Source organism: uncultured Corynebacterium sp. (genome assembly GCF_902489365.1).
Classification (GTDB): Bacteria; Actinomycetota; Actinomycetes; order Mycobacteriales; family Mycobacteriaceae; genus Corynebacterium.
In genome coordinates, this window is the sequence record NZ_CABTZR010000016.1 from 16407 (window position 1) to 40542 (window position 24136).

Consider the following 24136-nt stretch of genomic DNA (forward strand, 5'->3'; position numbering starts at 1 on the left):
GGGCTGGTTTTAGCACCACACAGGTCAGCTCTTTCATAGGTAACGACCGTACGGTTGGATGCGGGGGTAAATCACCCCCTGACGTGGCCTTTCCCACACCTTTCAGGTCACTTCTTGGCCCGTGTCCCCGCCGCCCTCTATTGTTATGCGCAGTATCCTCGTCTCGCCCTTCAGCAAGGAGCTCTTTGCGTGTCTGACACCGCCGCTACCGCTAGCCCTGCCACTGCCCCGACTCATCCCGTTGATGTTGTCCCGCCAGCGCCCAAGCTGGCAGCGCTCGGACTCCAGCACGTTCTCGCTTTCTACGCGGGCGCGGTCATCGTGCCGCTGCTCATCGCCGGTTCTTTGGGCCTTGATGAGGCCACCACGATTCACCTCATCAACGCTGACCTGTTGACCTGTGGTCTGGCGACGTTGATCCAAGCGGTGGGCGTCGGCAAGCACATCGGCGTCCGCCTTCCCATCATCCAGGGCGTGACCACCACGGCGGTCAGCCCCATCATTGCCATCGGCATGAGTGCTGGTGACCAGCCACTGCCCACGATTTATGGCGCGATTATTGCTGCCGGTATCTTTACCTTCTTCGCCGCGCCGGTCTTTGGACGCGTGCTCAAGTACTTCCCGCCGATTGTCACCGGCACCGTACTTTTGGTCATGGGTACGTCGCTGCTGGCGGTTTCTGCCAATGACTTCGTTAATTACGCGGACGGGGTCCCGTCCGCACGCGATCTGCTCTATGGCTTCGGCACGCTCACCATCATTATCATCGTGCAGCGTTTCTTCCGCGGCTTCCTGGGTACTCTGTCTGTGCTGCTTGGTTTGGTCATCGGTACTTCCGTGGCCTTCGCACTGGGCGATACGTCCTTTGACGGCGTGCGTGAAGCCGATGCCATCGGTATGACAACACCTTTCTACTTCGGTATGCCGAAGTTCGACATCATGGCGATTCTTTCCCTCATCATCGTCATGATCATCACCATGGTGGAAACCACCGGCGATGTCTTCGCCACCGGTGAGATTGTGAAGAAGCGCATCAAGCGCGATGACGTAGTGCGCGCCATTCGCGCCGATGGTCTCTCCACCACCCTTGGTGGCGTGATGAACTCCTTCCCCTACACCTGCTTCGCGCAGAACGTCGGCCTGGTTCGCCTGACTGGTGTGAAATCCCGCTGGGTAGCTGTGTCCGCAGCGGGCTTCATGATCATTCTGGGCCTGCTACCTAAGGCCGCAGCTGTTGTGGCGGCTATCCCCTCCCCGGTGCTCGGCGGCGCCTCCCTCGCATTGTTTGCCAACGTTGCCTGGGCTGGCCTGCAGACCATCGCGAAGGAAGACATTAGTGATGGCCGCAACGCGGCCATCGTCACCACCGCGCTGGGGCTAGCCATGCTCGTCACGTTCAAACCGGACGTGGCCACCGCCTTCCCGGAGTGGGCGCAGATTTTCGTCTCCTCCGGAATGTCGATCGGCGCTATCACCGCGATCCTGCTCAACTTGCTCTTCTTCCATGTCGGCTCGCAGTCTGGCGATGATGTCAGCCGCCTCGACGGCGCCGGCGTCTCGCTCAAGGAGCTCAACGAGATGGACCGCGATAGCTTCGTCAGCGCGCTGCGCCCGCTCTTCAATAACGAAACTTGGCCGCTCAAAGCTGCCTGGGAGCTGCGCCCCTTCCAGGATGTCAGCCAGCTGCGCGAAGCAATCCAGGTCACGGTCCTCACCGCCCCCGGCGAGCAGCGCCGTGCCCTGATCCACGACTACCCCGCGATGGATGAGTTGCTGCTGGCTGACTCCGACACGGCCGCCACCATCTCCGCCGACCGCGGTTCCTTGGCCCTGGATGACCTCGACGATGTCCAAACGCAGCAGCTTATCGACGTATCACATGCCTACCGCGAGCGCTTCGACATGCCCTTTGTGGCATACCTGGACACCAACGACTCGGCCGATCGCGTCATCGATGCGGGCGTGCGCCGCTTGTCCAACTCGGATGAGCTGGAACAGCGCGTGGTCTTGAGCGAAATCATCGAGATTGCCAATGACCGCTTCGATATCCTGCTGGCGGATGCCAACCCTGTGCGGGCTTATTGGGACCGCAAGTTCACGGAGGTGGAATGAACGTAGTTCATTCCACGAGACGAGGTCACTCGACGTGGGGTGATGAACTCACCCCACACTAGACAAGGGTCAGCTGAACTCCATGGTGACCTGGGCCTCGGGGTCAACGCCACGGATGATGCCCTCATAGAAATTGCGAGCTTGGTCCTGCAGGAGCTCGCGGTTGTCGTTGATGTCCTTGCGCTTCTTATCGGCGCTGAGGACGTCCGACACCGTGGATGCGGCGTCGAGTGGCTGCGTAGTCCAGCTCAACGCGCCGTTATCTTCCACAGCGGTCTTGAACTCCTCGTCGGTGTGCCCGATGAAAATGAAGTCTGGGATGTGGACCGTGTAGGAATGCTCGCCGGTTTCGGTGACGCTCACGTCCTTGCCCTCAATACCAAGCTTGGCCTTGTAGGAATACTGCACAAACTGGGTACGGTCGGTCCACGGGACACGCACACCAAATACTTCGCCGACAGAGGATTTCTCCGCCAGCCCCTGGATACCCAGGCTGAGCAAGACCACCTGTTCTTCGCGCTGCACTGCCTTAACAACCTGCGTGTTGGTTGACTGCACTGGGGCGCTATAAATCTCGTGCGGTTGGCGGACGGCATACACGCCCAAGCCCGCGCAGGCGAGTGAAAGAAGCACCACCAGCGCGATAAGTGTGGTGCTCAGTTTGCGGCTCGTCATACCTACCTACAGCTGGAACTGCTCAACAACTTCAGTGCGGCGCTTGTGCTCCATCCAGAAGGACAGGAATGGAACAACACCGGCAAGCGCCGTGGTGAAAAGCTTGCTTACCGGCCACATGGCACGCGGACCAAGGACCAGGATGGACACGAGGTAGACCATGTAGGCCACGCCGTGTGCTTGGGCGATGAGCGTAGCCCACGATGGCATCTCCATGCCCACGCCGTATTGCAGGATCATGCGCGCAACAAGAATGAGAAGGAAAATACCGGTAATCGTGGCGGCAATGGAAAAGAACTTCAGCGGGCCACGGATACGCGCCTGACGGTCAGGGTGGACAGCGTTGTTGACTGAGTTGCTCATTAATACTCCTCTTCCGTGCCGCGACGGCGGCGCTGCTTGTTCATAGCGTTGAAGGTGTCCACATCAATCTGTGGGCGAGGCGGTAGGAAATCTTCGTCGATTTTAGTCACGGTGTTCTCTTTGGATGCTCTCACGTGCTCGGCCTCATACTGAGCAGGCTCTTCTCCCCGTTCGAGGGCTTCGTTCTCGGCATCGATTCGCTCATTCTCGTAGCGCATGGCAGTGCGGTAAGCGTAAACAACAAATACCGCGAACAGCGGCCATTGGAAGGCGTATCCCAAGTTCTGGAAGGTTCCCGAACCGGAGCGGAACCGCGTCCATTGCCAGTAAGCAAGGAACAAAAAGAGCACGACGAAGAGCACGATGAGGACGATGTGCCACCATCGAACCTTCATCCGCTTTTTCGGTGCTGGGTTGGTGCTCACTCTCAACAGCCTACCCACCACGCCCAGAAAAGTGGATTTCCGTCTATGGGCTGCTGCCCTGTAGGCTAGTGAACGTTCCGCGGAGCAAAGAGTGCTCCGCAGTGACGACACCAGCGCCCGTGGCGGAATTGGCAGACGCGCTAGATTTAGGTTCTAGTGTCTTATGACGTGTGAGTTCAAGTCTCACCGGGCGCACATATTCAGACCCCGCGCGGTTTCCGTGCGGGGTCTTGTCGTCACAGCGCTCGGCGAGCCCACATGATTCTTTTCAGACGGTTCCCCTCATCGGGTTCGTTTGGGGGCAGGCGAACCATATGAGTAGAACCCTGTGTGACAGGGACCAAAGTTAAGGGACCACCTGCGAGGCAACCTCTACATTTCCCGAGGTGGTCTTCGCAGAATGTGCGTAGATGGTCCTTCTAGTTTGGTCCCTCTTAACCTGCCCAGCTAGCAAATGCTGGGGCTTGCGGTAATGGTTTGGCGGATACTTAGGCTTGGCCGGCGAGGGCTGCTAGGGGTTCGCGCAGCTGCGCCAATGCACGGCCGCGGTGCGAGACAGCATTCTTCTCCTCTGAGGACATCTCGGCGGCGGAGCGGGATTCGCCCTCAGGCTGGAAGAGAGGATCGTAGCCAAAGCCATTTTCTCCCTGTGGGGCGGTAAGCAAGGAGCCTGGCCAGCGGCCCTCCACCACGTGTTCCTGGCCATCCGGGGTCACCAACGCGCAGACCGACACAAAGGCGGCCGCGCGGCGCTCGGCGGGCACGTGTGACATCTGCCCCAGCAGCAGGCGATTATTGGCTTCATCGTCACCGTGGCCGCCCGACCACCGAGCAGAGAGCACGCCCGGCATACCGTTGAGTTCTTCCACCGCGAGGCCGGAATCATCCGCGATCGTTGCCAACCCGGTGTGCTGCACCCCAGCGCGCGCCTTAATCAACGCGTTATCAGCAAAGGTGCGGCCATCCTCCACAGGCTCCGGGTAGGCCTCCACTGCAGACAGCGAGAGCAGCTCGATGCCCTCAATGCCGGCATCAGCGAGAATCTTCTCCAGCTCCTTGAGCTTCTTGGCATTATTCGAAGCGACGAGGAGCTTTACCATCCGAGGGCCGCCTTTTGAGCGTCGATAAGCTGGGTGCAGCCGGCTTGGGCCACGTCCAACATGTCATTGAGCTCCGCGCGGCCGAACAGGCCGTGCTCACCGGTGCCCTGAATCTCGACGAAGTCCCCGCCCTCCTGCATCACCACGTTGAGATCAACCTCCGCGCGGGAGTCCTCTTCATAGGGCAGGTCGAGGCACACGTGACCGTCGATGATGCCGACGGAGACAGCAGCGATCGGATCCAGCAGCGGCTCGCCCGGGACGACACCCTCCTCCTTAAGGTAGGCAATCGCATCAGCCAGCGCCACATACGCGCCGGTAATCGACGCCGTGCGGGTACCACCATCGGCCTGCAGTACGTCGCAATCCAGCTGGATGGTGTTCTCCCCCAGCTCGGACAGGTCCACGGCGGCGCGCAGGCTGCGCCCCACTAGGCGGGAGATCTCGTGGGTACGTCCCTTGACCTTGCCCTTCATCGACTCGCGCGGCATGCGGTCGTGGGTGGCCGCAGGCAACATCGCGTACTCGGCGGTCAACCAGCCCTCGCCGGAGTCCTTCTTGAAGCGCGGCACCCCGAATTCCACGGAAGCCGTGCACATGACTCGGGTGTTGCCGAACTCCACCAAAACCGACCCAGCCGGGTTGGTGGTGAAGTTGCGGGTAATGCGGACGCTACGGAGTTGGTCGAGCGCGCGACCATCGGCACGAGTGAAATCAGTCATGCCCCCTACCCTACCGCGCGTGCTAAAAGTCGAGCTCCATCCCGGCGGCACCAACGACGATCTCACCGTCGAACTCACGGGCAGCTGCGGCATAGGTAGCGGCGGCATCACCCCACGGCTGCAGGTGCACGAGCACCAGCTTCTTCACGCCCGCCTCACGCGCCAGACGCCCGGCTTCTGCCCCCGACATGTGCATGTCTGGGGCCTTGTCCTCCGAGGTCTCGCCCCATGCGGCCTCACAGAGGAAAACATCCACGCCCTGGGCAGCCTCAACGAGCGCGGGCGTATAGGCCGAATCAGCTGAATAGCACAAGGTTGCACCGGATTTAGTGTGCTCAACCCGCAAAGCGTATGTCTCTACCGGGTGAACTGTGCGGAAGGGGGTGATATAGACATCGTCGACAAGCTGGCGTTCCCGATCCACCCACGGGCTGAACGCAAAGGTATCGCTCATGTCATCCACCCCGTCCGGAGTATCCGAGGACAGCCGGCCCAGGTGGGTCTCAGTCGTCGACGGCCCGAGGCAGAAATTGCGGGAGGCTGCGGGTGCTGTGGGGTGGAAGCGGCGCCACACCATCAAAGACGGAAAGTCCAGGCAGTGATCGGCATGGAGATGAGTTAACGCCACGTGTGCATCGCACGGATCCTGGAGTTCCTGCAGGCGTGCAAGCGTACCCGGGCCCAAGTCCATGATGATGGACGGAGCAGAGGGGAAAGACAAGAGATAGCCAGAGGCCGGATTACCCACAGTGGGCACCGAGCCGGAACAGCCTAGGATGGTCAGCTTCATGCGTTCAATAGTTCCACGAAACAATGGGGGATGCGGGATTTGGGTCGATTGTACATCCTCACCCGCTCTAAATCTTGGGCCCCAGGAAGCGCGCGGCTAAACGCTCGAAGGTGGCGTGGTCGCCAGTGCACTCGAAACTACGTGTGGGTACCTGCCCTGCCGGGGCCAGCATGTCCGTGTTGGTGAGGATGCGCAGGACATCCTTCGCAGTCTCCTCCGCCGAGGACACCAAGGTGACGTTATCCCCAATAGCGAGCTGGATGACGCCCGTGAGCAGCGGGTAGTGCGTGCAGCCAAGAACGAGCGTGTCGACGCCCGCCGACTGCAGCGGCGCAAGGTAGCCCTCGGCCACACCAAGAATCTGACGCCCGGCGGTAATGCCGCGCTCAACGAAACTCACGAAGTCCGGGCACGCCACGGCCGTGCACTCAACATTCGGGTTGACGGCGAACAAATCCTGGTAGGCCCCGGAGTTAATGGTTCCCTCCGTACCAATCACGCCGATCTTGCCGTTGCGGGTGGTGGCGATGGCGCGGCGCACGGCCGGGCGGATGACCTCCACGACCGGAATGGCATAGCGCTCGCGGGCATCGTGCAGGAAAGCGGCCGTGGCGGTGTTGCAGGCGATCACCAGCATCTTGCAGCCGCGCTCCACCAACTCGTCGGCGATGGCGGTGGACAGCTCCCTCACCTCGGCGATGGGCCGCGGGCCATAGGGGGTATGGGCGGTATCGCCGATGTAGATGATGGATTCGTCGGGAAGCTGCTCGATGATCGTGCGAGCGACGGTCAGGCCGCCCACACCCGAATCAAAAATCCCGATCGGAGAGGTTGCGTCAGGCATTAACGCATCGCTCCCCGAGGCGCGGGCTTGACCTTCTGAATCGGGTCATCGGAGGTGATCACCATGCCCGCGACGATGCCACCAATGGCGCCGAAGAGGTGGCCCTGCCAGCTGACTCCTTCATAGATAGGCAACACGCCCCAGATGAGACCGGAATAGGCAAAGCCCAGCCCCACGCCGACGAGAAATTGGCCCAGGGAACGGTTGAAGATTCCTCGGACGATGAGGTAGGCCAGCCAGCCATAGACCATGCCCGAGGCACCGATATGCGAGGTCCCAGGCCCGCCCAGCAGCCACGTGCCCACGCCGGCGATGAGCACCACGATGATGGTGACCTCCCACCATGCCTTGCGGCCCGACAAGCCAATCAGGAAACAAAAGATCGCACCAGGCAACGAGTTTCCGATGAGGTGCTCGAAGTTCGCGTGGAGCAGCGGCGCGGTGAAAATCCCCCAGATGCCGTTGAAGTCCAGCGGATGAATGCCGTACTGCCCCAGCTCGCTTCCAAAGAACAGGAAGTTAATGATGTGGATGATCCACTCGACGGCGAGGAACCCCACCGTAAGAGTCGCGGCTGTTTTGAGGCGGCCGGCCCGAGTGTAATTTTTCGAATCGCCTGAATTAAGGAGGGGCTGCTGCCCCTGTCCCGCGGCAGCGGGGCGGGGTTGAAAGGGATTAGGCTCATGCGAATGCTGCTGGCCAAAGGGTCCACTCGTCGTCATAATGCCTCCAACTCTAGCAAGCCCGCAGCGAGGAATACGCCTCCAAACCCAGCCCTGGGCTTGCACTCATCACGGCGTCAACGATGGCTGCCTCCACGGCATCAGCAGCAGCTGCGCTTAACGACGCCAACTCCGCCGGGCCGATGCCCCGCTCCGCTGAGCGGACTCCCGAGGAGGCAGCAAACAGCGTATCCCCATCCAGCGGGGAATGCGCTGGGCGCACAGCGCGAGCGATGCCATCGTGGCCCGCGAGGGCGAGGCGCTTGGTCTGGGCCTTGCTTAAAGGCGCATCGGTCAACACCGCACCAATGGTGGTATTAAGCCGCGAGGATTCCGCGAATGACTCGGCCAGGCTGCGGGCTGCGGCAAACCGCTCAACGTCGACGGCTGGTGCACCCGGCGCGCCAAACAAGCGCCCAGTCTCAGCATCAATCACCTGCCCCACCGGGTTCGCCACGACGACGGCGGCGACGGAGAACGAGGAGACGTCGACAAGCGCGGTGCCCACCCCGCCCCGCACCTTGCCGGCACAGGCCCCAGTGCCCGCACCCACGCTGCCACTCGTGGCGTCGTGTCCTGCCAACGCGGCGCGTAGGGCTACCTCGCCATCTGCCGCCGAGGGACGCTGCGGCCCGGCGAGCAGGTCGAAGATGACCGCGCCCGGCACGATAGGAACGCGCGGGCCGGGGACCTCCTCGCCAAAGACGGGGAAACCAATCCCTGCTTCCTCCAGCCCCCGCATGACACCATCCGCAGCGGCCAGCCCGAAGGCCGAGCCGCCTGCAAGGACAAATGCATGAACGCGCTCAACCGTGTTGTGTGGCTCTAAAAGATCTGTCTCGCGCGTGCCTGGGCCACCGCCCCGCACGTCGACGCCGGCCACGGCCCCCTGTTCGCCGCAGTAAATGACGGTGACGCCGGTATCCTCACGCGTCACGTGGCCAACGGAAAAGCCCATGCCGGGAAGAGTCTGCACGGCGCTAATCCATGAGAACGTCGAGCAGCGAATCCTGGCAGAACGCCAGCCATTCCACGAGCGTATCGCGGTCCGCCCCAGGGGTATCCTCCGGCACGTCCCCGGCGGCGATATAGAGGCGCAGATCATTAAGCCCCGCGAGGAAGGCATGCGCCTCTTCCTCACTAATGGCTACCTCTACCCCGCCAGTCGGCCCCAGCGCAGTGTTAATAACCTGCAGGTTCTCCAGCTTGGCGCGCGCGATGTCGTTCTCGTGGAGCGAGCGCATGAGGGAATTGTCTCCGTCGAATTCCTCATCCCCCGGCTTCTTGAAGTCCGGAAAGAGGCGGGCCAGCGAGGGGTCTTCGGGGGCTTCGGTGTGGCCGGTGGGCATGTCGAGCATGTCCGCCAGCTCATCCTTCGGCGCCGACTGGGCGCGAGCGATGATCGCCTCAGAGACCGTCGCGGTGAGGTCGCCCAAGACTTCGCGCTCCATCGGCTCGAAAACAGCCGTGTACTTGGCGCCGCGCATGAAGGACTTTTTCTTCTTCCAAGCCTGCATAACCTACCCTGCCTGCTGCATCGTGGCCCAGAGGCCCGCGACCTGCAGCTTCTTCACGTCGGCTTCGACTTTGTCGCGTTCACCCGAGGACACGGCTGCCTTACCTTCGGTATGGACCTGCATCATCAGCTCGTTGGCTCGCTTCTTGTCATAGCCTAAAACGGTCTGGAACACGTAGGAGACGTAGCTCATCAGGTTGACTGGATCATCCCAGACAATGCACATCCACGGCAGGTTTTCGCTCGTGGCGACGTCGACGTCAATCGCCTCATCCAGCTCCGGGGTGGCCATGGGTGAACTCATCACCACGCCCGCGGACGTTTCGTTGTGCGCTTTCATGCCCTCTACACTAGCTAAAATTCTCCGCGTCGCGAGCAGTTATACTGTCAGCGACCCTTAACCTGATTATCGTTTCCAGGTGGCATCAATGAATTCTTTCTCCCTTCCCTCGGCCGTCACTGACATTCTCGCGGGACGTCAACCGGCGAAGGAGGATGTCGTGCTCCTCCTGCAGCGCGTGCTCACCGTGCTCGTTCTCGGCGGCACGCTCGTGGCTGCCGTACTGAGCTTGACCAACCCGTCGGACGACGGCAGCTCGACGGATACGGAACCCCCGACGTCGGAGGCGTGCGACTACGAGCTTCCCGACGTTCCCGTCCAACGCCAGCTCGAAACCATCCAAGAGGAGCTGATAGGTGCGCTCAACACTTGGCGCAAGGAAGACGGCCAAGCCCCACTGGTGCCCTGGATCGACCGCCAAACCGCAGCCCGCGAAAAGGCAGAGTGCAACGCCGTCACCAAGACGCAAGACCCAGCCGAAGAAAATGTGCAGATGGTTCAGCACCACCTGCCCGTGGACAAGGCCAGCGCATATGAATTCGTCGAGGCCTTCCGGGCCTCCCCCGACCACGTGGCCGCCCTGCGAGATCGCCGGATGAGCACCGCGGCCGTCGGCGTGGCTTATAACGACGGCGAGGTGTACGTCGTCATTCAGCTTGAGGAATAGAACAGCTGATTTTTTAGGACGCCCTGAGTAGCATCTTCGATGTGACTACTACCTCAGATAACGTCCTGGATGCCGGAAACGTCCCTGCGGATCGCTCCACGGCCCTTCTTACCGATAAGTACGAGCTGACCATGCTGCAAGCGGCGCTGCGCGATGGCTCCGCGCACCGCCAGGTAGCCTGCGAAGTTTTTGCCCGCCGGCTTCCCAACGAACGGCGCTACGGCGTTGTTGCCGGTACCGAGCGCGTCCTTCGCGCCGTCCGGGACTTCCGTTTCACTGCTCAGCAGTTGGCGGAGATGGACTTTCTTGATGCTCAAACCAAGGATTACCTGGCCAATTACCGCTTCTCCGGGCAGATCGATGGCTACCGGGAAGGCGAGCTGTACTTCCCCAACTCGCCACTGTTGACCGTGCGCGGCACCTTCGGCGAGTGTCTCATTCTGGAAACCGTGATCCTTTCCATCATGAATTCCGATTCCGCGGTGGCTTCTGCGGCTTCCCGCATGGTGGTTGCCGCGGACGGCCGCCCCATCATTGAGATGGGCTCGCGCCGCACGCACGAATACGCTGCAGTGACTGCTGCCCGCGCCGCCTATCTGGCAGGCTTTCAGGCCACCTCCAACTTGGAGGCCGGCTACCGCTATGACATCCCGGTCTCCGGTACTGCGGCGCATGCGTGGACGCTGGCGCACGTCAATGAGGACGGCACCCCCAACGAGGAGGCTGCTTTCCGCGGGCAGATCGAGACCCTCGGTGTGGGGACCACCTTGTTGGTGGATACTTATGACATCACCAAGGGCGTGGAAACCGCCGTCAAGGTGGCCGGACCCGAGCTGGGCGGTGTGCGCATCGATTCTGGCGACCTAGCCGCAGTTACCCGCCGCGTGCGCAAGCAGCTCGATGATTTGGGCAACCACAACACCAAAATCGTGGTCTCCTCCGACCTGGATGAGTTCGCCATCGCCGGTCTGCGCGGCGATCCCGTCGATGTCTATGGCGTAGGCACCTCGGTGGTCACCGGCTCGGGCGCCCCGACGGCGGGCATGGTCTACAAGGTCGTCGAGGTCGAAGGACATCCAGTGGCTAAGCGTTCCTCCTCGAAGAAGTCGCAGGGCGGGGCAAAGCGCGCCCTGCGCACCTACCGCTCCTCCGGGGTAGCCGTCGAGGAGCTCGTGCTCCCCTTCTCCGCTGAGAACCCGGAAACCGGCACGCTGCGCACCCGCGAGATGACGGTGCCGCTGATGCGTGACGGCGAAATCCTCGACGCCCTGCCTACCCTCGAGGAATCCCGCGAGTACCTGGCACAGGCCATCACGACGCTGCCGTGGGAGGGCCTCGCACTCACCCGCGATGAACCCGCGGTTCCCACCCGCTTTATCGGCTTCGACGCTTAGGAAGTACGCGGGGGAAGACCGACTACACTGGCACCAATGCAGGACACAACGGTTGACCTCCTCGACGCCGCAGTCTCCGCCCTCGGCGGCTCGCGGCGCCCCGGCCAGGTGCGCATGGCGACGGCCGTGACCACTGCGTTAGAGAAAGAGCGCCACCTCGCCGTGCAGGCAGGAACAGGCACAGGTAAGTCCTTGGCCTATCTCGTGCCCGCCTTCCGCCACGCGCAAGAGACCGGCCACACCGTCATCGTCTCCACGGCCACGCTGGCGCTCCAACGCCAGCTGGTGGAGCGGGACCTGCCGCGCTTGGCCGAGGCCCTCGAGCCGCACCTAGAAAAGAAACCAACCTTCGCCATCATGAAGGGCCGCTCCAACTACGTCTGCCTCAACAAAGTCTCCCGCGCCGCTGAGCTTGAGGACGAGGACGCCTTACTCGACGAAGACGCTGTTTCTTACCTCGGCCGCCACGTCCAGCGCGTCTACGAGTGGGCGGAAGACACCGAGACTGGTGACCGCGAAGACTTGGAACCGGGCGTGCCAGACTTAGCGTGGCGGCAGGTATCCGTCACCTCGAACGAGTGCCTCGGTGCCACCCGCTGCCCGCACGGCGAAGACTGCTTCGCGGAACTCGCGCGCCGCCGCGCAGCGGACGTCGATATCGTCGTCACCAACCACGCCCTGCTCGCCATCGACGCAGTAGCGGATATCAATATCCTGCCCGAACACGACGTCGTTATCATCGACGAGGCCCACGAGCTGGACGGCCGCATCACCTCGGTCTCCACCGCCGAGATCACCGGGCGCGCGCTCAAGATGGCGGCTAACCGCGCCAAGTCCCTCGGTGCCAACGGCAAAGACCAACGCCTCACCGAGCAAGCCAACGAACTGAGCCAACTCCTCGCGGAGTTCGCGCCAGGCCGTTGGACCGACTTGCCAGAGGAAGCCAAACAGCAACTCATGAGCGTGGCTGACACATTGGCCGACTGCCGCGAAACCATCGCCCGCGCCCCCGAGGGTGAACAGGCCCAAGACCCGGAAAAATCTGCGGAGCGCCAGAACCTGGCCAACCACCTCGCCACTCTCGTCGAGGCTATCGCCCGCATCCTCGACGTCTTCGCCACCGGTGACCCCGCCGCGCATGCCGACGTGGTGTGGCTGGAGCGCGATGAGCGCACGTTGAACGACACCCTTGCCGTGGCCCCTCTGTCCATCGCCGGCATGCTGCACGAAAAGCTCTTCGGCGAGCAGACCGTGGTGCTCACCTCCGCCACGCTGGCCCTAGGCGGACGCTTCGACGCCATGGCCGCACAGTGGGGCCTGCCGAAAGGCACGTGGGACAGCCTCGACGTGGGCTATCCCTTTGACCCCGCGCGCAGCGGCATCCTCTATACCGCGGCGCACCTGCCGCAGCCGGGACGCGATGGGCTGAGCCCCCAGACCCTCCAAGAGATCCGCGAGCTCATCATGGCCGCCGGCGGGCGCACGCTCGGGCTCTTCTCCTCGCGGCGGGCCGCGCAACAGGCAGCCGAAGAACTCAAGCCCACGCTCCCCTTCGACATTTACCTCCAGGGCGAGGACTCCATCGGTGCGCTCGTGGACAAGTTCACGAAGAACGAAAACTCCTGTCTCTTCGGCACGCTCACGCTCTGGCAGGGCGTCGACGTGCCGGGGCCCTCCTGTTCCCTGGTCCTCATCGATCGCATCCCCTTCCCCCGCCCGGATAACCCACTCATGCAAGCGCGGACCGAGGCCGCAAAGGCGGCAGGACGCAACGGGTTCATGGAGGTTTCTGCGACGCACGCGGCGCTGCTCATGGCCCAAGGCGCGGGCCGCCTGCTGCGCTCCACTGCGGACCGCGGAGTCGTCGCCGTGCTCGATAGCCGCCTAGAGACCAAGCGTTACGGCTCCTACCTGCGGGCCTCCATGCCGCAGATGTGGCCGACGAGCGACCCAGAGGTCGTGCGCGGGGCGCTCAAGCGCCTGGTCGAGGCCCGCTAGGGGCGGCGCAGCGCGCACACCGTGGCTGAGTCCGGGGCGACCTCGGTGAAGCCGGCGTCGTGCACCACCACCGCTGCCGGACGCGCACAAGCCGCGGCAAATTCCTCATGGGGGATTTCGCGCACGGACAGCGTAAAGTCCTGTGCTGCCCAGTCCTCCACTTCCTCGACGCTCATCGCCGCGGCCAGCAGCATTGAGCCGTGCCCTACTTGTGCTGCGGCCTTTCCCGCGCTCATGGCGAGGGAGGCGTCGATGTAGATCACGGGGACGTCGTCAAGCGCGGGCCCTGGCTCATCCTTCGGCAGGTCGGTGTGGCCGATTTGCATCTTCGACACGAGTGGATGCACGTCCTGTACTGCCGAGGGAAGGAAGACGCGCGCGCGATCATCCACCGTGACGCCGGGCAGGCACTGCACATCGTGCCAGGCCTTGTTGCGGGCGCGGCGCGCCACCTTGCGGATGCGGTGCCCGTACCACTGCCCCAACGCCTCGGCGAAGGCCCCATCCTGCCCGGCCCGATCGTCGAGGCAGAGCTTGACCACACCCCTCGCTGCTGCCTCCAGCACCTCCGTGCGCGCGGGCGGGTCTTGCTTGGGCAGGTTGAGCGCTATCTGCATCGCCTGGATGGTCTCGGGCTTGTCGGGATCCTCGGGATCATCGCGCCAGCTGCGCTCGCTGCAGGCAGCCGCGAGGCGACGGTGGGCCTCGCGGAGGTTATTCACTGGCAACTTCCTCCATGGGGATGCCCAGGATCTGCAGGATTTCGTCCATGTATGGGTGGTTAACAGAGGTATCCGCCACCTCGCGCAGGGCGGGCTTGGCGTTGAAGGCAATGCCCAGGCCGGCAGCGGAAATCATGTCGATATCGTTAGCACCATCGCCCACAGCAACGGTCTGCCGCATGCTCAGGCCCGAATCTGCAGCGAACTCACGCAAGAACATCTCCTTGGCCTTGCGGTCCACCACGTCCCCGATGACCCGGCCGGTGAGCTTACCGTCCTTGATTTCCAGGGTGTTGGCGCGCACGTAGTCGAGGTCGAGCTCTTTAGCTAGATCCTCGAGGACCTGAATGAAGCCGCCGGAGACCACGGCAACGCGGTAGCCCATGCGCTTAAGCGTGCGGATGGTGGTGCGCACTCCCGGGGTCAGGCGAATATCGTTGGCGGTTTCCTTAATGACCGATTCCGGCAACCCGGCCAGGGTGGCGACGCGCTCGCGGAGAGACTCTTCGAAGTCCAGCTCACCGCGCATAGCGCGCTCCGTCACTGCGGCGACTTCCGCCTCCTTACCCGCGTGGGCGGCCAGCATCTCGATGACCTCGCCGGTAATGAGGGTAGAGTCGCAGTCAAAGCAAATGAGGCGCTTCGAGCGGCGCTGCAGGCCGGAGCGCTCGATGGCGATATCGACACCTTGCTCGGTGGCTAGCCGGGCCAGCATGGCGCGAACAGGGTCAGAGGAGCCATCGATCGTGATGTACAGCTCGAGGCCGTTGAGCGGATACGTAGACAGGCCACGGATGCGGTCGATGTTGACATCGAGGTTGGCCAGCTCTTTGGCGATGGCCGACATGTGGCTCGCGTTGACCTGACGACCCAGCACCACGACGACGTGCGTGGACCGCGGCCGTGAGGTGGCTTCCTCCTCCCGAGGCTCCACGGTGATGGACTGCGCATAGATGCTCAACGTGTTGCGCAGCCCCTGCTCCATGGCCTCCAGACGCGAGGCGCTGACACGGATGTACGCGGAGAGGGAGATGCGACCGGAGAAAATGGCCTGTTCGGCATCAACCAGCTCTACGTTATGGGAGCTAAGAACGCGGAAGAAGGCGGCAGACACGCCTGGTTTGTCGGGACCTGAGGCGGTGACAACGGCGAAAACTTGTTCACTTTGATTATCCACGGGGCTCATTATCGCACACCGCGATCCTGGAATCTCCACCAACGGCAAACGCCGCCTCCCCATCGCGGTGATGGGGAGGCGGCGTTTTCAGGAGTACTCAGCTAGTGAGTGCTTAGTGCCCGACGTGTGCTTCCTCGCGCATGCGCTTGACCATGTGCGGGTAGTGCAGCTCGAAGGCCGGACGCTCGGAACGGATGCGCGGCAGGGATACGAAGTTGTGGCGCGGCGGCGGGCAGGAGGTAGCCCACTCAAGGGAGTTGCCGTAGCCCCACGGATCGTCCACAGTGACGATCTCGCCGTAGCGCCAGGACTTGAAGACGTTCCACACCAGCGGAATAACCGAGGCGCCGAGAACGAAGGAGAAGATGGTGGAAATCTGGTTGAAGACCGTGAAGCCATCAGACTCCAGGTAGTCGGCGTAACGACGCGGCATACCCATGTTGCCCACCCAGTGCTGAACCAGGAAGGTGCCGTGGAAGCCGATGAAGGTCAGCCAGAAGTGGATCTTGCCCAGACGCTCATCCAACATGCGGCCGGTCATCTTCGGGAACCAGAAGTACAGACCACCGAAGGCGGAGAACACCACGGTACCGAACAGGGTGTAGTGGAAGTGAGCAATAAGGAAGTAGGACTCTGCAAGGTGGAAGTCCAGCGCCGGGGAAGCCAGCATAATACCGGTCATACCGCCGAAGAGGAAGGTGGTCAGGAAGCCCATGGCGAAGATCATCGGGGTATCCCAGGTGATGTGGCCCTTCCACATGGTGCCGACCCAGTTGAAGAACTTCACACCGGTCGGAACCGCAATCAGGAAGGTCATGAAGGAGAAGAACGGCAGCAGGATGGCGCCAGTCACGAACATGTGGTGTGCCCACACAGCCATGGACAGTGCACCAATGGCCAGCAGAGCGAAGACGAGGCCGATGTAGCCGAAGACCGGCTTACGGGAGAAGACCGGGACAATCTCAGAGATAATGCCGAAGAACGGCAGTGCGAGGACGTAGACCTCCGGGTGGCCGAAGAACCAGAAGAGGTGCTGCCACAGGATGGCGCCGCCGTTGGCAGAGTCATAGATGTGGCCGCCCAGCTTGCGGTCATACAGAACACCCAGAGCCGCAGCAGTCAGCAGCGGGAAGATCATCAGCACGATGATGGAAGCGGTAAAGATAGCCCAGGTGAAAACCGGCAGACGGAACATGGTCATGCCCGGTGCACGCAGGGTAAGAATCGTGGTGATCATGTTGATGGCGGAAGCAATGGTACCGACACCGGTAGCACCCACACCAACGATCCACATGTCCGCGCCGATGCCCGGGGTGTGGACGGAATCAGCCAGCGGCATGTACATGGTCCAGCCGAAGTCAGCAGCGCCGCCCGGAGTCAAGAAGCCCGCGAGCATCACGATGCCGCCGGTCAGGGTAATCCAGAAGCCAAAGGCGTTCAGACGCGGGAAGGCCACGTCCGGTGCGCCAATCTGCAGGGGCATAACGTAGTTACCAAATGCCCACACCACTGGTGTCGCAAACAGCAGCAGCATCACGGTGCCGTGCATGGTGAACAGCTGGTTGAACTGCTCGTTGGACAGGAACTGCAGTCCTGGGGTGAAAAGCTCAGCGCGAAGCAGCAGAGCCATGAATCCACCGAGGAAGAAGAAGCTGAAGGACATGATCATGTACATGATGCCCAGCTGCTTGTGGTCGGTGGTGGTTAGCATCATCCAAGCCTTGGAACCGGTCTTTGCGTTACCAGTCGGCTCTGGACGTGTAGGCGCGACGTAATCGTCGAGCCGTGGCGCCACAGCGGTCATAAAATCCTCCTGAAGAACAAGTGCTTAACCACATCGGCATCACGCGTTTTCTCGCGCCACACGCTCAGTAGTCAAACACCTAGGTTTACTCGCATTATATTAGGCCACCTCAGGGCCGAATTTCCAGCGCTCTGTTATTTTCCGCCAACCTTGCTAACCCCGTTTGGAGCAGATAACGCCATGTACGTGGCCAACTGCCCACACCACGCCTTAGCATACGGTGATCTAGAACACAGTAGCGCGGGGGTGTCGTCCCCCAAAACCCGAAAACGCACCCCCTGAAAGAATCAACCTTTCGGATGATCCCTGCCAGAAGGCGCGGTACGGCGACAGGTAAATGCGAGGAACTAGCTAGAAGTCCCAGTCATCATCGGTCGTTTCCTCCGCCTTACCAATCACATAGGAGGAGCCGGAGCCGGAGAAGAAGTCGTGGTTCTCGTCCGCGTTCGGGGACAGCGAGGACAGGATGGCCGGAGACACGCGGGTCTCATCAGCCGGGAACAGCCCCTCGAAGCCGAGGTTATTCAGTGCCTTGTTGGCGTTGTAGCGCAGGAAGCGCTTCACATCCTCGGTCCAGCCCAGCTCGTCATACAGATCCTCGGTGTAGTCGATCTCGTTCTCATAGAGGTCGTAGAGCAGGTCGAAGGCGTAGCCCTTCATCTCTTCCTGCTCCGGCCCCGACAGCTTCTTGTACCCCTGCTGGAACTTGTAGCCGATGTAATAGCCGTGGACGGCCTCATCGCGGATAATCAGGCGAATGATGTCAGCGGTATTCGTCAGCTTCGCGCGCGAAGAGAAGTGCATCGGCAGGAAGAAACCAGAGTAAAAGAGGAAGGACTCCAACAGCGTGGAGGCGACCTTCTTCTTCAGCGGATTGTCACCCTGGTAGTAGGACATAACAATCTTGGCCTTGCGCTGCAGGTTCTCATTTTCCTCAGACCAGCGGAAAGCATCGTTGATCATCGGGGTCGACGCCAGCGTCATGAAGATATTGGAGTAGGACTTCGCGTGCACCGACTCCATGAAGGCGATGTTGGTGTAGACGGCCTCTTCGTGGGGGGTGACGGCGTCGGGAAGCAGCGATACAGCACCCACGGTGCCCTGGATAGTGTCAAGCAACGTCAGGCCAGCGAAGACGCGCATGGTGGTCTCCTGTTCCTTCTCCGTGAGCGTCTTCCAGCTCTGGATGTCGTTGGACACCGGGACCTTCTCTGGGAGCCAGAAGTTGCCGGTTAGACGATCCCACACCTCAAGATCCTTCTCATCTGGAATGGTGTTCCAGTTGATTGCCTTCACCGGAGCCTCGTGGCTGGCGATGTAATCGTCGTACTCGTGAGACACGCACGTCACCTCGTCTTACTAGTTTTGATAAGTCTGGTGCCATCGTACCCGGTAAAACTAGGGGCCAAAATTCCTGCATGTTTTATACTTAAGCCCTACTCCCACGACCCTGATTTTCGATGGAATGACTGAACCCTCCGCTCCCCTACTCAGCACCGTTTTGGACGCGCTGGGCACTGACATCGTCAGTGGTGCCCTCCCCGCCGGTGAACGTTTTACGCTCAACGACCTCTGCGAGCGCTTCGGTATTTCCCGAACCGTGGCGCGCGAAGCCATGCGCGCACTGGAGCAACTGGGAATGGTCTCTTCCTCGCGCCGCGTCGGCATTACAGTGCTCCCCATCAGCGAATGGGCGGTCTACGATCCCGCTATCATTTCGTGGCGCCTGGGCTCAGAGAAAGCGCGCGATAGCCAGCGCACCTCCCTTAATGACCTGCGCCTCGCCATTGAGCCTGTCGCTGCCGGGCTCGCCGCCGTGCATGCTTCCCCAGAAGATAAGGAAGAGATCCTCGAGATGGCCCAGCGCCTCCAAATCACGCCCACACGGCGCGTCGGCGAGCACCTCGCCACCGACCTACGCTTTCACGCCATGGTCCTCCACGCCTCAGGCAATGAGATGTTCTCAGCGCTGAGCCCCTATCTCCTCTCCATGGTGCGCGGGCGTTCACTCTATGGTTCCCGCAAGCGAAACCCGACGGCCGGTACCGCCCAGCTTCACCTCGATTTGGCAGAAGCCATCGGCCGAGGCGACCAACCGGGCGCAGAAAAAATCGCACGCGCCATCTTGCTTGAGGCGCGTGCGAATAAGGATTAGAGCATGCAGGAAACGCAGCCCTCAACCTCGGTTCCCTCCAACGCCATCTGACGCAGGCGGATGTAGTAGAGGGTCTTAATGCCCTTGCGCCAAGCGTAAATCTGGGCGCGGTTGATATCGCGGGTAGTAGCGGTGTCCTTGAAGAACAGCGTCAGCGACAGACCTTGGTCAACGTACTTCGTGGCCTCGGCGTAGGTATCGATGATCTTCTCGTAGCCGATCTCGTAGGAGTCCTTGAAGTACTCCAGGTTGTCGTTGTCCATGTGCGGCGCTGGGTAGTAGACGCGGCCGATCTTGCCTTCCTTACGAATCTCGATCTTGGACGCGATCGGATGGATCGAGGAGGTCGAGTTATTGATATAGGAAATCGAGCCCGTCGGCGGCACCGCCTGCAGGTTGCGGTTGTACATGCCATGCTTGGCGACGTCCGCCTTCAGCTCCGCCCACTCCTCTACCGACGGAGTGTGGATCGACGACTTAGCGAAGAGCTCCTTGACCTTCTCCGTGCGGGGAGCAAAGTCGGCCGGGTCGTAGCGGTCGAAGAATTCGCCGCTCGCGTATTCAGACTCCGGGAACTCCGTGAAGTACTCGCCTCGTTCACGCGCCAGCTTGTTAGATGCGCGCAGCGCGGCGTACATGATCGCCGCAAAGTAAGCATTGGTGAAATCGAGGCCTTCTTCCGATCCGTACTCGATGTGCTCGCGACCGAGGTAACCGTGCAAGTTCATCTGCCCCAGGCCAATGGCGTGGGAATCATCGTTGCCCTTGCGCACGGAGGGCACGGAGTTGATGGAAGTCTTGTCTGCCACAGCGGTCAATCCGCGGATGGCCGTTTCCACCGTGAGGGCAAAGTCCGGAGAATCCATGGTCGCGGCGATGTTGAGGGATCCAAGGTTGCAGGAAATGTCGCTGCCCAAGGTCTTGTAGGTGAGGTCCTCGTTGAGCTCCGACGGGGAGTTCACCTGCAGAATCTCCGAGCAGAGGTTCGACATGTTGATGCGCCCAGTCTTGACCGGGTTGGCACGGTTCACGGTGTCCTCGAACATGATGTACGGGTATCCGGACTCGAACTGCAGCTCCGCGACGGTCTGGAAGAAGTGGCGAGCGTTAATCTTCTTCTTACGAATACGCGGATCCTCGACCATCTCTTCGTAGTGCTCAGTGACGGAAATATCGCCGAAGGCCTTACCGTAGACGCGCTCAACATCGTACGGGCTGAACAGGTACATGTCGTCGTTGTTCTTTGCCAACTCGAACGTAATATCCGGGATCACGATGCCGAGCGAGAGAGTCTTGATACGGATCTTCTCATCTGCGTTCTCACGCTTGGTGTCGAGGAAGTTCATGATGTCTGGGTGATGCGCGTTGAGGTAGACCGCACCAGCACCCTGACGAGCACCCAGCTGGTTGGCGTAGGAGAAGGAATCCTCGAGCAGCTTCATTACGGGGATGACGCCGGAAGACTGGTTCTCGATGTGCTTGATGGGTGCACCAGACTCGCGGATATTGGACAGCAGCAGAGCGACGCCGCCACCGCGCTTGGACAACTGCAGAGCAGAGTTAATGGAGCGGCCGATCGACTCCATATTGTCCTCGATGCGCAACAGGAAACAAGACACCAGCTCGCCGCGCTGTGCCTTGCCGGCGTTGAGGAACGTCGGGGTGGCCGGCTGGAAGCGACCGGTCATGATCTCATCGACGAGGCGCTCTGCCAGCTTCGTGTCTCCGTCAGCCAGGAACAAGGCAGTCATAGATACACGGTCCTCGAAGCGCTCGAGGTAGCGGCGGCCGTCGAAGGTCTTCAACGTGTAGGAGGTGTAGTACTTGTAGGCACCCAGGAAGGTCTTAAAGCGGAACTTAAAGGCGTAGGCGCGCTTAAACAGGGACTTGATGAACTCAAAGTCATACTGCTCGATCAGTTCCGGCTCGTAGTACTTGTTTTCTACCAGGTAGCGCATCTTTTCTTCCAAGTCATGGAAGTAGACTGTGTTCTGGTTGACGTGCTGGAGGAAGAACTGGTTCGCGGCCTCGCGGTCCTTGTCGAACTGAATCTTGCCGTTCTCGTCATACAGGTTCAGCAGGGCGTTGAGCGCATGGTAGTCCAGCTGCTCTTCCGGCTTCACAGGTTCAGCGACGGTCTTACCCAGTTGCGTGGTCACGACGTTCACGGGCCTTTCTTTGCTATGGCGAAATGGAGAGATGGGTTGGTAGGAATTAAAGCCTTAGGCGGCTAAACCTAAAGCGGCCGCGTTGGCCAAGAGGCCTTCACGGCAAATTGTGACATCTTCCTCGGTTCCGAGAAGTTCGAAGCGGTACACATAAGGAACCTTACACTTGGCTGCGATGACCTCGCCGGCCTTGCCAAAGTCACTGCCGAAGTTGCTGTTACCTCCAGCGACGACAGCACGAATGAAACTGCGGTTGTGTTCGTCATTCAGGAAACGAATGACTTGCTTGGGGACAGGCCGCGTGTTCCGCCCGCTCATCGATGCCCCTCCCCCATACGTCGGACAAATCAAAACGTAGGGTTCATTCACGGTGATGGGCTCATCGCTGAGACGCAGCGGGATGCGGACGCTGGGAAGGCCGAGCTTCTCGACGAAGCGGTGGGTGTTTTCCGTAGCGGAAGAGAAATACACGACCAACATGGTTTTGCCCTAGGCGCTCGCCGCCATCGCAGAGAGTGCCTTGATGCGGTCAGGACGGAAGCCCGACCAGTGCTCACCGTGCGCCTCAACGACCGGTGCCTGGACGTACCCCAGAGCCATCACGTAGTCGCGGGCATCATCATCTAGGGAGATATCCACCGTCTCGTAATTGAGGCCAGCACGGTCGAGGGCCTTCTTGGTGGCGTTGCACTGGACACAAGCTGGCTTGGTGTAGAGGGTGATGCTCATGTGACGTTCCTTTAGCTTCCTTCGGCACTACACGCGGAGTGACTGTTGAATTCGATACGAGCAGAGCGTTTAGCGGCTCTGCATGCGAGCTCTGAGCGGTGATGTAGGGCCGCCGCCCGAGCAACATCAACGACACTATACTTTGTGCCCACAACCCGCAACCAACACAATATGTAGTAGTTACATGGCTGGTATTCCCAGGATGTAACTCGGCCCGACCCCACATGTTGACACCCCGCCACAACCCCCGCCGCCACGGCGGTAACTACACGGGTGATATTCCCTGCACGTTTACCAAACATTCACTCAGTTTGTGACAAAGTCCACAAATGGGAGCAGGCCGCCCCGCGACGCCTCCCCCGACCCCAGCCGGCGAAGGGAGGCATAAAAAATCCGCCGCCCCCACAATGCGGGGACGGCGGACCAAGGACACTCGTTTCTTAGCCCTGGCGAGCCTTGAAGCGCGGATCCTTCTTGTTGATCACGAAGACCTTACCGTGGCGGCGAATAACCTGGGCGCCCGGCTTCTTCTTCAGCGACCGAAGCGACTTGCGAACCTTCATCGGGCGCTCCTTTCGTTATGCGCAATCTTGATGCGATTGATTAGTTCAAAGCACAGCTGGGCAGACACCCAGCAATGACACGAGGAAAAATATTACCCCACGAGCGCCTCATTACCAAAACACTCACATCACCGAGAACTAGCCACGCCAAGTTTTCCCCGAACCAACCTGACAGACCCTCGGACCACCCCTGCGCGTAATGGCTACCATGGTCGCTATGACACAAGCATCCAGGGAGCTTCAACAAGAGATCATCGCTGCGCTAGGGACGAAACCTTTCATTAATCCGGCAGAGGAGATTGAACGCCGTATCGACTTCCTCGCCACGTATCTGCGCAACACCAGCGCTCAGGGCTTTGTTCTCGGCATTTCCGGTGGCCAGGATTCTACCCTTGCCGGCCGCTTGGCCCAGCTGGCCGTCGAGCGTGTCGATGGCGCACACTTTTGGGCCGTACGTCTTCCCCACGGCACGCAAGCAGACGAGGACGATGCGCAAGTAGCGCTCGATTTCATCCAGCCCGATTACCGGCTCACCATCAACATCGCCGACGCCACAGCAGCTCTCGCCGGCGCCGTGGCTTCCTCACTCGACACGGAGCACTTGGACGATTTCAACCGTGGGAATCTCAAGGCACGCCTGCGCATGTCCGCCCAATATGCGGTGGCTGGTGAGGTCGGCGCACTCGTTATCGGAAGCGACCATGCCGCCGAAAACGTCACGGCTTTCTTTACCAAGTGGGGCGACGGCGCCGCTGACCTCATCCCGCTGGCCGGGCTCAACAAGCGTCAGGGTGCTCAACTTCTCGAGCACCTCGGAGCACCCGAGTCCACGTGGAAGAAGGTTCCTACCGCCGACTTGGAGGATGACCGCCCACAGCTAGCTGATGAGGAAGCACTCGGCGTGACCTATGCCCATATCGACGACTACCTCGAGGGCAAGGCCGTGCCTGACGACGCCCGCGAGCGCATCGAAAGCCTCTGGCACCGCGGCGCCCACAAGCGCATCATGCCGCCCGGCCCCACCAACTAACAAGGTCTCGCCAGTCCCTCCCCTACCTGCATGCCCTCCAACCAGGAATTTTGCCTCTCCGGTTGCGGGGTACACGGTGCTGTTTTAGTCTCTGTGCCCATGGGGGATATCGAAACCTAC

General features: G+C 61.0%; 25 protein-coding genes and 1 tRNA gene. 7 read left to right on the forward strand and 19 right to left on the reverse strand.

Annotated elements, in window-relative coordinates; genetic code table 11:
- Positions 1-189: 189 nt before the first annotated feature.
- Complete coding sequence (locus RDN59_RS04005; protein WP_308606722.1) at positions 190-2112, forward strand: solute carrier family 23 protein; 1923 nt, start codon at positions 190-192, stop codon at positions 2110-2112.
- 69 nt (positions 2113-2181) lie between these two features.
- On the opposite strand, the gene RDN59_RS04010 is transcribed toward RDN59_RS04005, so the two are convergent.
- Genes RDN59_RS04010 through RDN59_RS04020 form a run of 3 tightly spaced genes read right to left on the reverse strand, consistent with a single transcriptional unit; the run spans position 2182 to position 3545 of the window.
- The gene (locus RDN59_RS04010) at positions 2182-2787 is read right to left on the reverse strand and encodes a hypothetical protein (RefSeq protein ID WP_308606723.1); all 606 of its coding nucleotides are present in this window, start codon (positions 2785-2787) and stop codon (positions 2182-2184) included.
- 6 nt (positions 2788-2793) lie between these two features.
- Positions 2794-3150: a DUF3817 domain-containing protein gene (locus RDN59_RS04015; RefSeq protein WP_070443384.1), complete on the reverse strand. Its 357-nt coding sequence runs from the start codon at positions 3148-3150 to the stop codon at positions 2794-2796.
- Positions 3150-3545: a hypothetical protein gene (locus tag RDN59_RS04020; RefSeq protein ID WP_308606738.1), complete on the reverse strand. Its 396-nt coding sequence runs from the start codon at positions 3543-3545 to the stop codon at positions 3150-3152. The genes RDN59_RS04015 and RDN59_RS04020 overlap by 1 nt, the downstream gene beginning before the upstream one ends.
- A 143-nt stretch (positions 3546-3688) precedes the next feature.
- Between RDN59_RS04020 and RDN59_RS04025 the strand changes: the two genes are divergently transcribed.
- Positions 3689-3770: transfer RNA gene (locus RDN59_RS04025), tRNA-Leu, on the forward strand.
- A gap of 293 nt (positions 3771-4063) precedes the next feature.
- On the opposite strand, the gene rdgB is transcribed toward RDN59_RS04025, so the two are convergent.
- From rdgB to clpS, 8 genes are all read right to left on the reverse strand, one after another.
- Positions 4064-4675 (reverse strand): RdgB/HAM1 family non-canonical purine NTP pyrophosphatase, encoded by a 612-nt coding sequence (gene rdgB, locus RDN59_RS04030; protein WP_308606724.1) that lies wholly within the window; start codon positions 4673-4675, stop codon positions 4064-4066.
- Entirely contained in the window at positions 4669-5397 is a 729-nt protein-coding gene (gene rph, locus RDN59_RS04035) for a ribonuclease PH (RefSeq protein WP_070516105.1), read from the reverse strand. Before rph ends, rdgB begins: the two co-directional genes overlap by 7 nt.
- A gap of 22 nt (positions 5398-5419) precedes the next feature.
- A complete protein-coding gene (locus RDN59_RS04040; protein WP_308606725.1) occupies positions 5420-6187 on the reverse strand; it encodes an MBL fold metallo-hydrolase in 768 nt (255 codons plus the stop codon).
- Positions 6188-6254: 67 nt separating this feature from the next.
- On the reverse strand, positions 6255-7031 hold the full coding sequence (gene murI, locus RDN59_RS04045; RefSeq protein ID WP_308606726.1) for a glutamate racemase: 777 nt from the start codon (positions 7029-7031) through the stop codon (positions 6255-6257).
- Positions 7031-7753 (reverse strand): rhomboid family intramembrane serine protease, encoded by a 723-nt coding sequence (locus RDN59_RS04050; protein ID WP_308606727.1) that lies wholly within the window; start codon positions 7751-7753, stop codon positions 7031-7033. The genes murI and RDN59_RS04050 overlap by 1 nt, the downstream gene beginning before the upstream one ends.
- A gap of 13 nt (positions 7754-7766) precedes the next feature.
- On the reverse strand, positions 7767-8711 hold the full coding sequence (locus RDN59_RS04055) for a P1 family peptidase (protein ID WP_308606739.1): 945 nt from the start codon (positions 8709-8711) through the stop codon (positions 7767-7769).
- Between the two features lie 22 nt (positions 8712-8733).
- Positions 8734-9270, reverse strand: a complete 537-nt coding sequence (locus RDN59_RS04060) for a DUF2017 domain-containing protein (RefSeq protein WP_046647374.1) — start codon at positions 9268-9270, stop codon at positions 8734-8736.
- A gap of 3 nt (positions 9271-9273) precedes the next feature.
- Entirely contained in the window at positions 9274-9609 is a 336-nt protein-coding gene (gene clpS, locus RDN59_RS04065) for an ATP-dependent Clp protease adapter ClpS (RefSeq protein ID WP_049155733.1), read from the reverse strand.
- Between the two features lie 88 nt (positions 9610-9697).
- On the opposite strand from clpS, the gene RDN59_RS04070 reads away from it, so the two are divergent.
- Genes RDN59_RS04070 through RDN59_RS04080 form a run of 3 tightly spaced genes read left to right on the forward strand, consistent with a single transcriptional unit; the run spans position 9698 to position 13668 of the window.
- On the forward strand, positions 9698-10276 hold the full coding sequence (locus RDN59_RS04070) for a hypothetical protein (protein WP_308606728.1): 579 nt from the start codon (positions 9698-9700) through the stop codon (positions 10274-10276).
- Positions 10277-10317: 41 nt separating this feature from the next.
- Positions 10318-11670 carry a nicotinate phosphoribosyltransferase gene (locus RDN59_RS04075; protein WP_308606730.1) on the forward strand — a complete coding sequence of 451 codons (1353 nt, stop codon included), beginning with the start codon at positions 10318-10320 and terminating at the stop codon, positions 11668-11670.
- 36 nt (positions 11671-11706) lie between these two features.
- A complete protein-coding gene (locus RDN59_RS04080; protein ID WP_308606732.1) occupies positions 11707-13668 on the forward strand; it encodes an ATP-dependent DNA helicase in 1962 nt (653 codons plus the stop codon).
- Here RDN59_RS04080 and RDN59_RS04085 read toward each other — a convergent pair.
- The 4 genes from RDN59_RS04085 to nrdF form a co-directional block, all read right to left on the reverse strand.
- Entirely contained in the window at positions 13665-14390 is a 726-nt protein-coding gene (locus RDN59_RS04085) for a peptidyl-tRNA hydrolase (RefSeq protein ID WP_308606733.1), read from the reverse strand. The genes RDN59_RS04080 and RDN59_RS04085 overlap by 4 nt on opposite strands.
- Positions 14383-15576 carry a phosphoserine phosphatase SerB gene (gene serB, locus RDN59_RS04090; protein ID WP_308606734.1) on the reverse strand — a complete coding sequence of 398 codons (1194 nt, stop codon included), beginning with the start codon at positions 15574-15576 and terminating at the stop codon, positions 14383-14385. The genes RDN59_RS04085 and serB overlap by 8 nt, the downstream gene beginning before the upstream one ends.
- A gap of 103 nt (positions 15577-15679) precedes the next feature.
- Positions 15680-17371 carry a cytochrome c oxidase subunit I gene (gene ctaD, locus RDN59_RS04095; RefSeq protein ID WP_070509772.1) on the reverse strand — a complete coding sequence of 564 codons (1692 nt, stop codon included), beginning with the start codon at positions 17369-17371 and terminating at the stop codon, positions 15680-15682.
- A gap of 351 nt (positions 17372-17722) precedes the next feature.
- Positions 17723-18712 carry a class 1b ribonucleoside-diphosphate reductase subunit beta gene (nrdF, locus tag RDN59_RS04100; protein WP_046647383.1) on the reverse strand — a complete coding sequence of 330 codons (990 nt, stop codon included), beginning with the start codon at positions 18710-18712 and terminating at the stop codon, positions 17723-17725.
- 124 nt (positions 18713-18836) lie between these two features.
- Here nrdF and RDN59_RS04105 point away from each other — a divergent pair, with 124 nt between their 5' ends.
- Entirely contained in the window at positions 18837-19526 is a 690-nt protein-coding gene (locus RDN59_RS04105) for an FCD domain-containing protein (protein WP_308606735.1), read from the forward strand.
- Here the strand turns inward: RDN59_RS04105 and nrdE are convergent.
- The 4 genes from nrdE to ykgO form a co-directional block, all read right to left on the reverse strand.
- Complete coding sequence (gene nrdE, locus RDN59_RS04110) at positions 19523-21685, reverse strand: class 1b ribonucleoside-diphosphate reductase subunit alpha (protein WP_308606740.1); 2163 nt, start codon at positions 21683-21685, stop codon at positions 19523-19525. The two genes, RDN59_RS04105 and nrdE, sit on opposite strands and share 4 nt — an antisense overlap.
- A gap of 63 nt (positions 21686-21748) precedes the next feature.
- Positions 21749-22174: a class Ib ribonucleoside-diphosphate reductase assembly flavoprotein NrdI gene (nrdI, locus tag RDN59_RS04115; protein ID WP_308606736.1), complete on the reverse strand. Its 426-nt coding sequence runs from the start codon at positions 22172-22174 to the stop codon at positions 21749-21751.
- Positions 22175-22183: 9 nt separating this feature from the next.
- Positions 22184-22423, reverse strand: coding sequence for a glutaredoxin-like protein NrdH (nrdH, locus tag RDN59_RS04120; RefSeq protein WP_308606737.1), 240 nt, complete (start codon positions 22421-22423; stop codon positions 22184-22186).
- A 440-nt stretch (positions 22424-22863) separates the two neighbouring features.
- Positions 22864-22986, reverse strand: coding sequence for a type B 50S ribosomal protein L36 (gene ykgO / locus RDN59_RS04125; RefSeq protein ID WP_003847162.1), 123 nt, complete (start codon positions 22984-22986; stop codon positions 22864-22866).
- Positions 22987-23203: 217 nt separating this feature from the next.
- Between ykgO and nadE the strand changes: the two genes are divergently transcribed.
- A complete protein-coding gene (gene nadE, locus RDN59_RS04130; RefSeq protein WP_374044584.1) occupies positions 23204-24016 on the forward strand; it encodes an ammonia-dependent NAD(+) synthetase in 813 nt (270 codons plus the stop codon).
- The last annotated feature ends 120 nt before the right edge of the window (positions 24017-24136 follow it).